The 13,479-nt window shown below is 72.3% G+C and carries 14 protein-coding genes and 1 pseudogene; 6 read left to right on the top strand and 9 right to left on the bottom strand.

What is annotated here, in order from left to right; all coding sequences use genetic code 11:
- Positions 1–317: 317 nt before the first annotated feature.
- Positions 318–998: a Tat pathway signal sequence domain protein gene (locus OG286_RS37735; RefSeq protein WP_331741533.1), complete on the bottom strand. Its 681-nt coding sequence runs from the start codon at positions 996–998 to the stop codon at positions 318–320.
- A 251-nt stretch (positions 999–1,249) separates the two neighbouring features.
- Positions 1,250–1,489: a DUF6333 family protein gene (locus OG286_RS37730; protein ID WP_331741531.1), complete on the bottom strand. Its 240-nt coding sequence runs from the start codon at positions 1,487–1,489 to the stop codon at positions 1,250–1,252.
- Between the two features lie 237 nt (positions 1,490–1,726).
- Between OG286_RS37730 and OG286_RS37725 the strand changes: the two genes are divergently transcribed.
- From OG286_RS37725 to OG286_RS37715, 3 genes and pseudogenes are all read left to right on the top strand, one after another.
- Positions 1,727–2,197, top strand: a complete 471-nt coding sequence (locus tag OG286_RS37725) for a hypothetical protein (protein ID WP_331741529.1) — start codon at positions 1,727–1,729, stop codon at positions 2,195–2,197.
- A 372-nt stretch (positions 2,198–2,569) separates the two neighbouring features.
- Entirely contained in the window at positions 2,570–3,421 is an 852-nt protein-coding gene (locus tag OG286_RS37720) for an NAD(+)/NADH kinase (protein WP_331742652.1), read from the top strand.
- 209 nt (positions 3,422–3,630) lie between these two features.
- A pseudogene (locus OG286_RS37715) lies at positions 3,631–4,397 on the top strand (class I SAM-dependent methyltransferase).
- Positions 4,398–4,441: 44 nt separating this feature from the next.
- Here the strand turns inward: OG286_RS37715 and OG286_RS37710 are convergent.
- The 4 genes from OG286_RS37710 to OG286_RS37695 form a co-directional block, all read right to left on the bottom strand.
- Entirely contained in the window at positions 4,442–4,957 is a 516-nt protein-coding gene (locus tag OG286_RS37710) for a GNAT family N-acetyltransferase (RefSeq protein ID WP_331741527.1), read from the bottom strand.
- 666 nt (positions 4,958–5,623) lie between these two features.
- Complete coding sequence (locus OG286_RS37705; protein ID WP_331741525.1) at positions 5,624–5,779, bottom strand: DUF6131 family protein; 156 nt, start codon at positions 5,777–5,779, stop codon at positions 5,624–5,626.
- 858 nt (positions 5,780–6,637) lie between these two features.
- On the bottom strand, positions 6,638–7,291 hold the full coding sequence (locus OG286_RS37700; protein WP_331741523.1) for a TOPRIM nucleotidyl transferase/hydrolase domain-containing protein: 654 nt from the start codon (positions 7,289–7,291) through the stop codon (positions 6,638–6,640).
- 175 nt (positions 7,292–7,466) lie between these two features.
- On the bottom strand, positions 7,467–8,207 hold the full coding sequence (locus OG286_RS37695) for a class I SAM-dependent methyltransferase (protein ID WP_331741521.1): 741 nt from the start codon (positions 8,205–8,207) through the stop codon (positions 7,467–7,469).
- Between the two features lie 349 nt (positions 8,208–8,556).
- Between OG286_RS37695 and OG286_RS37690 the strand changes: the two genes are divergently transcribed.
- Positions 8,557–8,802, top strand: coding sequence for a hypothetical protein (locus OG286_RS37690; protein WP_331741519.1), 246 nt, complete (start codon positions 8,557–8,559; stop codon positions 8,800–8,802).
- A gap of 24 nt (positions 8,803–8,826) precedes the next feature.
- On the opposite strand, the gene OG286_RS37685 is transcribed toward OG286_RS37690, so the two are convergent.
- The 3 genes from OG286_RS37685 to OG286_RS37675 all read right to left on the bottom strand — a co-directional run bounded on the left by OG286_RS37685 (position 8,827) and on the right by OG286_RS37675 (position 10,087).
- The gene (locus tag OG286_RS37685; RefSeq protein ID WP_331741517.1) at positions 8,827–9,273 is read right to left on the bottom strand and encodes an STAS domain-containing protein; all 447 of its coding nucleotides are present in this window, start codon (positions 9,271–9,273) and stop codon (positions 8,827–8,829) included.
- Positions 9,274–9,278: 5 nt separating this feature from the next.
- On the bottom strand, positions 9,279–9,629 hold the full coding sequence (locus OG286_RS37680; protein ID WP_331741515.1) for a helix-turn-helix domain-containing protein: 351 nt from the start codon (positions 9,627–9,629) through the stop codon (positions 9,279–9,281).
- An 86-nt stretch (positions 9,630–9,715) separates the two neighbouring features.
- Positions 9,716–10,087, bottom strand: coding sequence for a low affinity iron permease family protein (locus OG286_RS37675; protein WP_331741513.1), 372 nt, complete (start codon positions 10,085–10,087; stop codon positions 9,716–9,718).
- Positions 10,088–10,586: 499 nt separating this feature from the next.
- Here OG286_RS37675 and OG286_RS37670 point away from each other — a divergent pair, with 499 nt between their 5' ends.
- A complete protein-coding gene (locus OG286_RS37670; RefSeq protein WP_331741511.1) occupies positions 10,587–10,754 on the top strand; it encodes an SflA family class IV lanthipeptide in 168 nt (55 codons plus the stop codon).
- A gap of 2 nt (positions 10,755–10,756) precedes the next feature.
- The gene (lanL, locus tag OG286_RS37665; RefSeq protein ID WP_405358692.1) at positions 10,757–13,381 is read left to right on the top strand and encodes a class IV lanthionine synthetase LanL; all 2,625 of its coding nucleotides are present in this window, start codon (positions 10,757–10,759) and stop codon (positions 13,379–13,381) included.
- Positions 13,382–13,479: the final 98 nt, after the last annotated feature.

The raw sequence follows: 13,479 nt of genomic DNA, 5'->3' as shown, positions 1-13,479 counted from the left end.
GACCTCTCCGCCTTCGCCGGCCAGACGGTGACCGTCAGGTCCACCGGCACCGAGGACAGTTCCCTCCAGAGCGGCTTCGTCGTCGACGACGCCGCGCTCAACGTCTCCTGACCGACCCCGCACCACCGAGGGGCCGCAGCCAACGCTGCGGCCCCGTCCGGTCTGTGAACAGGTCCGAGGTCCATGGGCGGGTCGCGGTCCGTGAGCGGTCCGCGATCGCCCCACCGCCCGGCCGTGGCGACCGCGCGTACCGGAATGGCGGGGCCGGGCCCGACCGGTGGCCGCGGGTCGCCGGGCACCGGCCGGGCCGACGCGGGTCAGTTGACGTAGACCGCCGGGCTGCCGGGCTGGGTGGTGTCGGTGACGGGGCCGTAGGCGGCGGAGAAGTAGCCGTCGGCGGGGCAGAGGCCCGAGCCGCCGCTCTTGGCGAAGTGCTCGTTGCGGAAGCCGAGGCTGTGGGCGGTGTTGTCGGCGTTGCCGGTGAACGCACCGCTGAGCTGGTAGGTGCAGGTGATGGTGCCGAACCAGGTGTTGAGCACGGCGGTGGCCTGGATCGGCCCGGCGGCTCCGGCCGTGAGGGTGACCGGGAGGCCGGGGCCGTCGTCGACGGCGATGCCGTGCGGGAGGTTGCCGACCGTCAGGCTGCGGACCGAGGTGACACCGGTGACGTTGCTGGTGCACGAGCCGAAGGTCAGCCCGGCGAGGGACTCGGTCGCCGTGCCGGGCGCCGCCGGGTTGCCCAGGACCGTGGCCGAGAGCTGGGAGGCGGCGCAGGTGACGCCGGTCGTGCTGGTGGCGGTCGAGTAGAAGGTGGCGCGGGTACTCGCGGCCAGGGGTGCGGCGAGCACGTCGCCCGCCGCGACGGCGGTGCCGCCCGCGCTGCCGGCGGTCAGCACCGGGGTGGCGGCGAGCTCCGGCGTCGCGGAGGCGGGTACCGCGCCCAGTGCGAGCACGGAGGCAACGACGGCGGCGACGGCAAGATGGCGGTGAAGGCGCATGGGAAAGCCTCTTCCTCGGTGAGGGGGGATCGAGAAGGCGAACTTTCACTGCTCCCCGGTGGTGGGGGATCTGGGAGCTGACTACGTTGTAGAGCCGTGTCCATGCACCGTCAAGACACTGCGTCGAAGTTGCTGACATTTCGTCAACAAGGCGGAGGGAGAGCGTCATGGCGGCGGAACGCGGCGGGGAATCGCTCACACCATTGGGCCAATTCCAGGCGAATGTGCTGATATCCCTCGCAGATGCGGCTCTATGCTCGGCGCGGCGCGTTCCGACCGGCGCCGTCGGACCGGACGCTGTCGACGGTACCGAAGGCGCCGGCGAACCGGCGGGCCGCTGCCGGGTCGTGGGGAGCCAGGGCGGCGACCGTGGCGAGGGTGCTCGGGCCGGTGGAAGCCGGGAACGGGGGCCGGAGGACGGTGATGGTGTACTCGCCCCATCCGTCGACCCTGCGGTCGGGCGCACACGTCCGGAAACTGGGATCGGTCATGGCCGTCACGGTAGTTGTGAGCACTGACGACCCGGTTCGATGCCCCGTCACGGTACGGACTCCGCCCTGGCGTCGTCGGGGGCCGTGCCGCTGTTGGCATCCCGCCCGGTACCGAAACGGACCATCACACGAGCTGGGCCCGGGTGCGGGACGGTCAGGACGGCGCGTGGGATCCTCGGGCAACGGGGAGGGCACTGGTCCGGACCGCGGCGGCGAACGGCCGTACGCGCGACCGGCATGCGATCGCGGGATCCCCGTCGCCGACGGCCCCGGCCGGCCCGCGGAGCACGACCCGCCCTCAGAAGGAGGAACGCCATCGAGATCCACTACTCGGACAGCACGGGGGAGGCGCTGCTCCTCGGCAATCGGGAGGAGCTGCTGGCGCTCGCGGAGGTGATCCGCTCGGGAGCCGGCCGTGTCGGGCTCGCCCCGGTCACCGATGCGGCGCCCTATGACCGCGGTCTGGCAGTCCTGGAGGTGGAGACCGTCGCCGAGGCGGCGGTCACGCTGTCCGTCGAGGGGAGCTCCGACCGGTTCCGGATCACCGGGGAGCCCCGCCTGCTGGACGTACTCGCGGCCAACATCGAGGAGTACGGCCGCCATGCCGACGCCGGGAACTCGCTCGACCATCTTCACGTCGACTACTTCCCCGATCACTACTACCTGTCGCCGGAGTCCGAGTCCCTGGTCGTCAGCCTGCCGGGATGACATCCGCACGCCTTGAAGGCCCGGAGTGGACGGCGCGCTCGCTCCGGGTCTGGGGCGTCCCCCTTCGCCGTGCGCCGGCCGTCGGCCGTCGGCGGCCTGCCGCCCTTCGCCCTTCGCCCGCCCACCCCCGCCAACGGTCGCCGGTCCGGCGCCGGCGACCCGATCCGCCGGGGCCACCCGGGCCGGGGAGGACTCAGCAGGTGCAGGAGATTCCCGAGCGGGGCGCGGTGAGGTCATCGACTCGTGACGGGCGCCAGGGGCACCCGCGACGGACCGAAGCCCCGTGGTGACCTTGAAGCCGGCGACCGGCTGTGCGTGACTGGAGGGAGCAACAGTGACCTGGCCGACATCGAGGTGCTCCGGATGGGATTCATCGGCACGGTGGGGCTGGTGCTCCACCCCGAACGTACCTGCGCTCCCACGGTGGATGCAGTGGTGCGGTGGAGCCGGGCCAGGGGTGCGAAGGTCCTGGGGCTGGCGGCGGAGGTGGCACGAATCGGCTGCGAGGCCATACCGGTCGAGGCCGAGGAGATGACCGTGAGCGCCGACCTCATGATCAGCCTGGGCGGGGACGGCACCATGCTGCGCGCCATGCGGCTCATGACCGGGGGGCACGCACCCGTCCTGGGCGTCAACGTCGGTCGCCTGGGCTTCCTCGCCGAGGTCGACGTCCCCGAACTCCCGGCCGCGCTGGACGCCATCGACGACCAGCGCTTCACTGTGGAAGTACGATCCGGTGTCCACGCCCGCTTCGACGCCACCGAGGAGACGGCGCTCAACGACGTCGTGCTCCTGCGCAGCCCGGGGCACAAGTCCGCGGCGGTGGCCGTGCGGGTCCAGGACGAGCCCTTCGTGTCCTACACCGCCGACGCGGTCGTCGTCGCCACGCCGACCGGCTCCACCGCGTACAGCTTCTCCGCCGGCGGCCCGATCGTCTCCCCCAACGCGGAGGGGCTGCTGATCACTCCCGTGGCTCCGCACGCCGCGTTCAACCGCTCCGTGTTCCTCTCCAGCGGTGAGCGCCTCCAACTGGACGTACTGCCGCACAGCGGTGACCTCGCCATCGAGGCCGACGGCCTGCTGGTCGGCCACGTCTCACCGGGCGACATCGTCGAGGTGAACATGCTGCCCGCCGCCGCACGCGTCGTACGACTCGGCCACACCACCTTCTACCAGCGGGCCCAGCGCAAGCTCCGGCTCACCGGCTCGGCGGAGCACGGCTGACCTTCCGGACCCGTGGGCGTCCGCCGACGGGCATCGTGACCACCACCCGCCCGAACAGGTACGCCACGTCGGCCCGATGGCCCAGGACTGGCATTCGGAGCCCGGACCGGGCCTCGCACCCTCACCGTGGGCATGGGGCCGTACGACGAGGCCGTGGGTCGCGCGAAAGACCGGGCATCGACGGCGTAGCTCGTGCCAGGATGCTCGGCATGTCGAGTCGTGCGCTGAGCTTCGGAGTGATGGCGGAAGCCTACGAACGGTTCCGTCCGGGGTATCCCGCGGAGCTCTTCGACCTCGTGGCGGCGTACGCGGGCGGTCCGCTGCGAACCGCCCTCGAAATCGGCGCCGGGACGGGCAAGGCGACCCGCTCTTCGCTCACCGGGGGGTCACGGTCACGGCGACCGAGCCCGACGGGGCCATGCTCGCCGAGCTTCGCAAGCACGTGCCGGGGAACGTCACGGCGGTGCAGGCGGCGTTCGAGGACCTGCGGCCGGGCGAGCGGTACGGGTTGGTCTACGCGGCGGCGGCACTGCACTGGACCAACCCGGAGGGCCGGTGGTCACGCATGGCCGCGCTGCTGGAGCCGGGTGGTGTGTTCGCCTCCTTCGGCGGGCCGGTACGGCCGGCCGACCCGGTGGTGGAGGAAGCCGTCCGCACGGCCCGGGCGCCGCTCCTGGAGAGCGACGAGGTCCCGTCGCCCGACGGGACGCCGCCGGGGCACGACCTTCAGTGGCCGGGTACGGAGCTCCAACGGTCCGAGTGGTTCACCGGTGTCCGACAGTCGGTCATCGAACGGCGTTTGACGGTGAGTGCCCGCGAGTACGTCGGCCGTCTCTCGACCGTCTCGGCCTATCTCGTGCTGCCGCCCGCGGAGCAGGAGCAGGTCTTCCGCCGGATCATGCGGGCCCTGCCGGAGACGGTCGAGATCACCGCCGACATCACCGTCCATCTCGCGCGTCGGCGCCACGACCGGTAGGACCTCGATCATCGGATCCCCCGTCGGGCGAGGGCTACCGAGGCCTACTCGGCGCCCGCCACCGGACGGCGGACCAACACGCGGGTGGTGCTTCCGTCGTCCTCCTCGATGTCCCGGACGTGCTCGAAACCGATCCTGTGCAGCAGGGTCAGTGAGGCCTGGTTCGGTGCGGCAACGGTGGCATGGACCTCCGCCAGCCCGAGAGTGCCGAAGCCATAGGCGGTGAGCGCCTCCGCCAGCTCGGTGCCCAGGCCGAGCCCCCAGGCCGCCGGCGCCAGGGCGTAGACGATCTCGTGGCCCCCGGTGACATCGGTCGGCTTGATCTCGGCATGCCCGACGAGGAGTCCGTCCCGACGAACGGCCCAGACGTCGAAGAGGCTCCGGGCATAGACCTTGGTGAAGATCCGCCCGAACAGGGCCCGGTCCTCCTCTTCGGACGCGGGGCCGTCACCCATCCACTGCGACACCCTGGTGTCCTGGAACAGGGCGACGAAGCCCTCTTCATCGCCGGGGACGTACGGGTCCAGAAGCAGCCGCTCGGTGCGCAAAGTCGGGGTCACGGGCGGCGACGCTACTCAGGCGGCACCCGGGCCGGCAACCGGATTTGGTGCTGGACACACCGTCACCTGCCGCTGAGGTCGGCGCGGGCGCGGCCCACGGGGTTCGCCCCGCCAGGTCCGCGCCCGCTCGCCCTCCCCGGCCGCGTCTCTCACCTCGGAGAACAGCTCCACAGCCTTCGCCTGCGCATCCAGCAATCCTGCCGCACGTGCGGGTTCATCATGCATGGCGCCACCGTATGAGACCGCCCTTCCCGCGCCAACCGAGTTGCCGCGTTCCGACGAGGCGAGGCGATGAAGGCGCGAGAGACGAGGAGGCGAAGAGACTCGAGGCTCCGTTCTCGCGGTGGTGGCCGGCTCGTGGCAGGGGCTGCCGGGCACGCAACGGCGGCGGGCGGGGCCCTGAGAGGACCGCGCCCGCCGCGTGCTGCCTGACCGTGACCCCTCCACGGGGTCGGTGCCTTTCCCGACACCTCTGCGGGCATGCGGGGAGTCGGGCATTCGGGGATCTGCATGCGAGAGCCGAACCGCCACCCGCTGCCTCGACTGTTGGAATCAGCGCGGTCCGGCACCCCCAGGCCCGCTTTCACGACCTCGGTGCCGGCCGCGCGGAACCCCGCTTTGCTGTGAACGCGCACCCGCCGGACGTCGGAGAGTTTCGGCCGGCCTCTACCAGTAATGGCGGCGGCCGGCGACCTCGTGGCCGACCGCACCCATGATCCACAGGACCGCGCCTATGAGGACCAGGATGATGCCGATGGTCCACAGGATGGAAAGACCGGTGACGAATCCGATAACGAGGAGGATGACTCCGAGGACGATCACGATGACCTCCGATTTTCGCTGCTCCCGACAATGGCCATCCGCCGACGCGGAGGTCGAGCTGCGTCTTTCCAGTTCTCGGGTCTTCAATCCGGCGGATCACGATTCCCGGTCGCGGTCGAGGATGTGCCGTCCCCGCTGAGTTCTGCGGCCGCCACGAGGCCGGGATGAGGGTCGCGGTCAGGCCGGTGACGGGGATGACCTTGATCGGCCGGCGAACCGGGACCAGCCGCGAGACCGCCGCCATGGTGGCCGGCCTCGCGGCCCAGGAGACCGAGGCCGTGGCCACGGCCGCCCGCGCTTCCGGCCCGGAATCCGTGCAGCGTGTTTCGACGGGATAGACGCCGGCCCCAAGTGCACTCGCGCCAGGCCTCCGACGGTCGTGCGGTTCGGCGCCACGCCGATCCCCGCTGAGCCGCTGAGCCGCTGAGCCGCTGAGCCGCTGACAGCCTGAACCACAGCGCCGCTGACCCGGCAAACGCCAGGCGGAATACGGAAGTCGGGGCCGGAGACCACCAGAGCACCGATCAGGACGTCGCAATCGGCGGACCGTCGTCCACCCGACTCCGGACCAATTCACCGAAATTCACCGTGCACCTCGGCACGCCGAAGGCTGCCCGAAGACAGAAAACCGACATGAAGATCTCTCTCATAGCCCGCGGTCCATCCGTTGCCGCTCCGGTGACAACGGCCCTTGCGTTCGGCGCGGTTGCCGCCGCTCCCGCGGCCACCGCCGGGTCCGGGGCCCACCCCGGCCCGGGCCCGGCGGCATCGTCACGCTCACCCCCCCCGGCTGCCGGACCGCGACCTCCTGGCAGCCCGGCCGCAGCCGGGGCTGCCGACCCTCGATCAGCGCATCGGTCAGAGGCTCGCGAGCAGATCGTGGAGGGGAGCCGGCACCGGCGCGGAGTCGAGGGCCTCGACCAGGAGGCTGCCGTACCGGATCTTGCGGCCCTTCTTCGTGCCGAGGAAGCGCCGCATCTGCCGCTGCGGGGAGCGGCCTTGGTGCGCGGGCTGGCGCACGAAGGTCTGCCAGGCCGGGAGGTCGCCCTCGGCCCGGACGATCTCCTCCACCCGTGCCACACCCAGCGCGCGGATGAGTTCGTCCTCGAGGTCCGCCGCGCACACGAAGAACCCTTGCCGCGGCGCGCCGGCCCTCTCGAGACCGCGCTCGTAGAAGCCCTGCTCCCCCTCGTCGCAGAGCCCGGCGAGGCGCAGACCCAGCCCCGGCGGGCCGAGGAGGCCGGCATAGCGGCCGATGTTCATCGCGCCGCCCATGGGGATGACGCACACCCCTTCGGCGGCCAGGTCCCGGCCGTAGCGCCCGGCCAGCGCCTCCACGGCCGCGAGGTCGCTCGGCCCTTCCAACAGCACCGCCGTCCGCACGCCCAGTCGCACGGCCAGCTCACCCGCCGACTCACCCGCCGACTCACTCGTCTGCTCATCCGCCGGCCCACCGGGGCTGCCCGCCGCCCAGCTGGTGACCGCATCCCGGAACGCTCGCATGTCCGCCATGGGGCGATTTTGCTCCTGCCCGGACAGACGCGGTACGGATTTTTCGCCTGCCGCGTCTGCGGGTCCGCCCTCCGGACCGTCCTGAGCATCCGCCCTTCCCCGTAGGGGTATGCCGGAGGGCGGCCCGCCCCCGGGCGAACCGGGGGCGGGCGAACCGGGGGCGGGCCGCTCGGAGTCAGGCGCGGCAGCGCAGCATCGTCAGCGGCGGGTTGGCGGCGTAGTCGTCCCAGAACTCCTTGCCGTACTCGTGCACGCCGGCGGCGGAGATCTCCAGGGGGACCCAGGTGACCTCGCCGAATCCGGCCGCCCGCAGGCACTTCTCGTAGACCTCGCGGCTGGGCGGGTTCGCGACGAACGAGATCGGCGGGTCGAGAAGCGCGGTGATCCTCACGCGCGGCCCGATCTCGGTTTCCTCGCCGAGTGATTCGCACAGGAAGCCGTACTTGGCCAGCGACGGCCCGTCGAAACGGAATTCCGGGCTCTGTACGAAGGCGAAGAACCCGGCCCCGTCGGCGATGCTCCGGTGGATGTTGCGACACATCCGCTCGATGGTGGCGACGTCCTCGGCGTAGTTGAACAGCTGGACCGCGACCGCGATGTCGAAGCGCTGCTCGAAGGTGCGCAGCTCCGCGACGTCGCCGACCTCGTACTGCACGCCCAGCGGCTCGCTGTCCTCCATGGCCCGGGCCGCGTCGACCATCGCCGTGGAGATGTCGACACCGAGGACGTGGGAGGCGCCGCGGCGCTTGAACTCCCGGCTGTAGAAGCCGGTTCCGGAGGCCAGGTCGAGGACCGACCTGCCGTTCACGTCACCGACGAGGGAGAGGAAGCCGGGCACCTCCCCGTAGCGCGCGAGAGGGAGGGTCTTGAAGCCCTCGAACGCCTCGCCGATCTCGTCGTACAGCTGACCACTCATCGTGCTGTTCCCCCTCTGTTCCTCTGGCGTCGGCCTTCGGGACAGGCCGCGGCCTCTGGCGGGAAGTCTCCTCCCGTCGGCCGGGGCGTCGTACTGGTGGAAACCACAAACATGCAGCGGCTCCCGCCCGGCGCGGACTTCGTGTTCGTACCGGTTGAAAGCCGCCGGGCGCCGTCGAGTTGCCGCCGGCAATGTGCGGGCGGCCACCGCTCCCGCCTCGGCGACCGGCCTGCCGCGTCACCGCGGCCGGGGCGAAGGATCCGCCCCGCGGGGTGGCCGTGGAATGGCCCACCCGCCGTACGCGTTCCCCCGTATACCGACCGGGACGTATCGAAGGGGTGTGAGGACGTTGTCGCGTGCTACCGACGACACCGGGGTCGAGCCGCTGGTGACGGCCTGTGGGCGGCGGATCGAGGTTCGCCGACTCCGGCTCGGCGCAGCCGGACTGCGCCTCGGCCGGATCGCGCTGGCCGTCGGGCCCGAACGTGGCGGGACATCGAGGATCTGGGCCGGGCTGAGCCCGGCCGAGGCACGCGAACTCGCCCGGCTGCTGCTGGACCAGGCGGAGCGCACGGAGAATGCGGCATCGTCGTGAACCGGGCGGGGCGCCGGAGGACGTCTACGGGTCACGCCGGGGGCGTGCGGGTGCGGTGAGCAGAGCGGTGGTGTCGGTCAGGTCCAGCAGCCGCAGGACCTGGGGTGAGGCTCCCGCCAGAACGAGGTCCTTGCCCGCCTCCTCGGCCAGCAGCCGCAGTTCCAGCAGGGCGTTGAGGCCGCCGCAGTCGCAGAACGACACGTCCTTCAGCACCACGTCCACGCCCGTGATGCCGTCCCGCAGCGCCGCGGTCAGCGCATCGACGACCTCGTGCGCCGTGTCCGTGTCGATCTCGCCGCGCACCTCCGCACGGCAGCGACCCGCCCGGCCGGGCGTGAGCCGGATCGCCAGATCCGGCCCGGCGACCTCACCGAGCGGTACCGGGAACTCGGCCGGGCCGGAGGCCGCCGACGGGGCCTGGCCCGGGCCGGAGAGCGAGGTCCGGGAGTCGGGGACTCGTGGTGCGGTCATGGCGCTCACTCCCTTGCGGTGTCGGGAGACTCCGGGCTGCCGGGGAGCCGGGCGCTGTCGGCGAACAGTCCGAGCAGCCCGGCGATCTCGTGGCTCTCCTCGGCGGGGTGGCGAAAGTGCGTGCCGCGTACGACCTGGTAGTGGTTGCGGCGCCCGTGCCGGGTGCGGGTGACGTAGCCGGCGCTCTCCAGGTCGGTGACGATCGCCTGGACGGCCCGCTCGGTGACCCCGCACGCCGCGGCGACGTCCCGCAGGCGCACGTCCGCGTCGCGGGCGATCAGCAGCAGGACCCTGGCGTGCTGCGTCAGGAACGTCCAGCTACTGCGCAACTCCTGGACTTCGGCCATAAAACCCATTATATGAACCGAAATGCCGGTTTCCGCAACCCTGTTTCCGGCTTCGCCACTGTTGAGGAGGCCACGATCTCCGGACGGCGACGCGATCAGAGGCGCTCCTCCATCCGAATGACCTTCTTCAGATGTTCGTGCGCCTCGCCCCGCTTGCCCTCCTGCTGCTCCAGCAGGGCCGCGGCGATCGCATCGAGCTTGCGCTGGATCGCGTGCTCGGCGCGGCGCTCCGCGTTCTTCAGCAACGCCAGCAACAGCAGCGTCACCGCGCTCATCGCGTCACCGACCAGCAACTGCCAGCTCGCGGGCCACCCCGCGACATGAGCCGCCACGAACAGGCCGACCAGTCCCAGACAGAGGGCGGCGAACAACGGCGAACTCGTGAAGTTCGACGCCAGCTCGGCCGCCTCCTCGAACCGGCCACGCCGCCCGTCGTCGCGCTTCTGCGCCGGATGCTGGAACGTCATGATCACTCTCCTCCCACCGGCCCTCGGCCGGGTCGACCGGCCCTGGCTGGACCGGGACGACCACCCCGGCCCCATGAGTAGACCAAGGCCGCGGCCCGGATCCGGGCCAGGCGTCGCACCGCCACGCGGACTGTGACCCCGGGGGCGGATGCGCCACGCCCCGACCCCCGAGAAGGGCGGCTCGCCCAGGCGGCCGGCCGTCGTCACTCCCAGCCGGTCCTCCCCGGACGCCACCCCGCGACCGGTCACAGGTCCGCGGGAACGGAACGATCAGGCCACCGCAGCGCCCCGGAGGCGGCGGGATCGAGAACCCACCGGAACGCACCATCCCTCCATGGATGTGTGCTCCCTGTGAAATTCACGTGTTCTGACCCCTTGCCAGGCCGATCATTCCTCCCTACCTTCGGGGGTCAGGACCCCGGCCCCATCGGGCTTGGCGGTCCGCGACGGGCGCAACCCGCGCCGTCGCCGGACGCACGACAAGACCTGGAGGCGTCACATGCCCGTAGCCATGATGGACGAGATCCGCGACGCGGGTCCGCTGGTGGTCGACGACGAGGCCATCGTGTTCGAGGACGACGACCGAAGCGACCACGACGCCACGGCGTGTCTCGCCGACCCGTGGGTGACCGCGACCACCCGCTTCGCCTGCGACTTCAACTCCTAGCAGTGACCGCGCCCATCGCCGGCCGCAGCGGATGGTCCGATGACACCTGGTCGTACCTGAACGATCCGCGGATGCCGGCGATGGAGCACGGTTGGAAGCTGCACATCTCGGCGCGGCCCGGCGACCTCGACGCCGTGACCGGCCTCGTCCTGCCGGTGCTGGCGCGCCACGTCTGCCACGCGAAGTGGGCGAGGAGTCCGGAGACCCTGCGGGCGATCAACTCCGGTGTGTCGAGTGCGGGTGCCGTCGGGAAGGCGATCACGGTCTACCCGGCACCCGGCACCGTCGCCGGGCTCGCCGACGAACTCGTCGCCCTGCTGCGCGACCGGGAGGGTCCGCAGATCGTCAGCGACCGGCGGGTCGATCCACGCTCCCCCGTCTACTACCGCTACGGGCCCTTCACGGGCGACTACCGCACCGGCCGGAACGGGCGGCTCGAGTCGGTCATGGTGGGTCCGGACGGCCGGGCCTTCGACGGCCTGGCCGCCGGTGCGTACCGCTGCCCGCCGTGGGCCGAGGACCCCTTCGAGAACCGGCCCGGGCACGGCGCCCGGCCGCAGTCCTCCCCCGGATTCGGCGACGGACGCTACCGGGTCACCGGCGGCATCGTGCGCAAGCCGCAGGGCAACGTCTACCGCGCGGCCGACCGGCTCACCGGGCTGCCGGTGGTCGTCAAGCAGGCCCGGGCCTTCGTGGCCGAGGACGAGTCCGGTGCGGACACCCGCGACCGGCTGCGCAACGAGCGGACGGTCCTGACCGCGCTCGACACCGTCACCGGGGTACCCCGCGCGCTCGACTACTTCCGGCATCGCTCGGACGAGTACCTGGTGATGACCGCCTGCGGCGACCGGGACCTGCGGCGGGACGTCCAGGAGAACGGCCCGTACCAGGACGACGAGGCCCGGCCGTCGCGCACGCTCCCCGACCTGGCCGCCCAGCTCCTGCGTGTCCTGGACGCCATCCATCTCCGGGGCGTGGTCGTCCGCGATCTCAAGCCCGACAACGTCGTGCTCGACGCCACGGGCCGGTGCCACGTGATCGACTTCGGGATCAGCGCCCTCGACGGCGTCGGTCCGGACGGCTCGACCCCCGGCTACAGTGCCCCGGTCCGACGCGCGACCGGACCGGCCGAGCCCGCCGACGACTACTACGCCCTGGGCGCGACCCTCTGCTTCGCCGCCACCGGGATGGATCCGGTGATCGTCGACACGGACGCCACCGTCAACCGGGACCGCACCCTCGCCGGCCTGGCATGGGCGCTGCCCGGCGACGAGCACCGGCGGATCCGGGCGGCGATCGCCGAGTTGACGAGCTTCGATCCGGCCGTGCGGACCGCGGGCGCCGACCGGCTCCGTACGGGGGTTCCCGCGGCGTCAGAGCCGCCGGAGGCACCACGGGCGTCCCGGGCGCCCCGCCGGGTCCGATTCGACGACGGCCTGCTCGAAGAGATCATCGAGCACACGACCGCGTTCTGCGTCGACGAGGCCCGCAGGATGTCAGACCCCGTACTCGCCGCACGCGCGACCATCCCGACACCGGTCGACGTCTACCGCGGCAGCTCGGGGCTCGGCCTGGAACTCCTTCACCACCTCCACCGACGCGGGGTGCGCGAAGCCGTCGACGCCCTCGCGCACTGGACGGCGAGCCAGTCCAGGAGCCTGTCACCCGGCTTCTACTCGGGCCGTACCGGCGTCGAGCTCTTCCTCACCGCAGCAGGGGCGACCCCGGACGCCGGGCACGGCGACGGGGAAGGGGAAAGGGACGGGCACCGGAAAGGGGACCGAACGACACGACCGGCCGGGCCGGCAGGCCACCCGGCCCTGCCGGCCCGGGGCCCGGACGGCGGACCACCGGAAGCGGACCTGATCGAGGGCGTCGCCGGAATCGGCATCGGCCGCCTGCTTCTCGCCCGGCACGCCGTCGCGGACGGCGACAGCCGGCTCGCCGACCGACACCTCGCCGTCGCCGCCGAGTGCGGCCGGATGCTGGCGTCCGGCAGGGCCCGGCTGACGCCCGCCGGCGCCGACACCATCGGCAGCGCCGCCCTGCGGGAAGGACTCGCGCACGGCGAGGCCGGGGTCGCGTACTTCCTGCTCGAGTACGCAAGCGCGACCGGGGAGCCGGCCGCCGTCCGCAGGGCCGGGGAGGCATGCGCGCAGCTCGCCGCCCTCACGCCGGGCATCGTCGCGGCGGCGACCGGCCCGGGGGCGACACGCCGCTACGGCTCGTGGTGCCGGGGCCTGGCCGGGATCGGGGCGGTGCTCGTCCGGGCCGCCGACCGCCTCGGCGAACCCGAGTACCTCGCCCTCGCCCAGCGGGCCGCGCGCACCTGCGCCGCCCTGGCACCCCGCATGCCGCTGGTCACCCAGTGCTGCGGGCTGTCCGGTGTCGGGGACCTGATGGTGGACGTCGCCGAGGCGTCCGGGTCCGAGGAGTTCCGGGACGCCGCCGAGACCGTCGCCGCGATCATCCTGAGCCGCAGCGGCGGCACCTCGTCGCGTCCGGTGTTCCCGGACGCCGGCCTGACCGGGTCGAGCGCCACCTGGGCCGGCGGCTCCGCCGGCGTGCTCGCCTTCCTGAGGCGACTGCACGGCCGGGGCGGACAGCGGCTCGGCCTCATCGGCTGACCGGGCGGGGCGGAGCCGGCACCGCCCGGAGGCCCGGCCCTCCGGGCCTCCGATGGTCCGGCTGTTCTTGTACGGAGTCGTCGGCCTGCACCACGGCG

Origin of the sequence: Kitasatospora sp. NBC_00039, assembly GCF_045160625.1 — a bacterium.
GTDB lineage: Bacteria > Actinomycetota > Actinomycetes > Streptomycetales > Streptomycetaceae > Kitasatospora.
This window is presented reverse-complemented; position numbering and strand designations above follow the sequence as displayed.

What these genes read in the sequence shown, in the direction of transcription:
- OG286_RS37735 (WP_331741533.1), bottom strand. Translation starts at nt 998, where the DNA reads ATGCGCCTTCACCGCCATCTTGCCGTCGCCGCCGTCGTTGCCTCCGTG.
- OG286_RS37730 (WP_331741531.1), bottom strand. Translation starts at nt 1,489, where the DNA reads ATGACCGATCCCAGTTTCCGGACGTGTGCGCCCGACCGCAGGGTCGAC.
- OG286_RS37725 (WP_331741529.1), top strand. Translation starts at nt 1,727, where the DNA reads ATGCGATCGCGGGATCCCCGTCGCCGACGGCCCCGGCCGGCCCGCGGA.
- OG286_RS37700 (WP_331741523.1), bottom strand. Translation starts at nt 7,291, where the DNA reads ATGGCGGACATGCGAGCGTTCCGGGATGCGGTCACCAGCTGGGCGGCG.
- OG286_RS37695 (WP_331741521.1), bottom strand. Translation starts at nt 8,207, where the DNA reads ATGAGTGGTCAGCTGTACGACGAGATCGGCGAGGCGTTCGAGGGCTTC.
- OG286_RS37685 (WP_331741517.1), bottom strand. Translation starts at nt 9,273, where the DNA reads ATGACCGCACCACGAGTCCCCGACTCCCGGACCTCGCTCTCCGGCCCG.
- OG286_RS37680 (WP_331741515.1), bottom strand. Translation starts at nt 9,629, where the DNA reads ATGGGTTTTATGGCCGAAGTCCAGGAGTTGCGCAGTAGCTGGACGTTC.
- OG286_RS37675 (WP_331741513.1), bottom strand. Translation starts at nt 10,087, where the DNA reads ATGACGTTCCAGCATCCGGCGCAGAAGCGCGACGACGGGCGGCGTGGC.
- OG286_RS37670 (WP_331741511.1), top strand. Translation starts at nt 10,587, where the DNA reads ATGCCCGTAGCCATGATGGACGAGATCCGCGACGCGGGTCCGCTGGTG.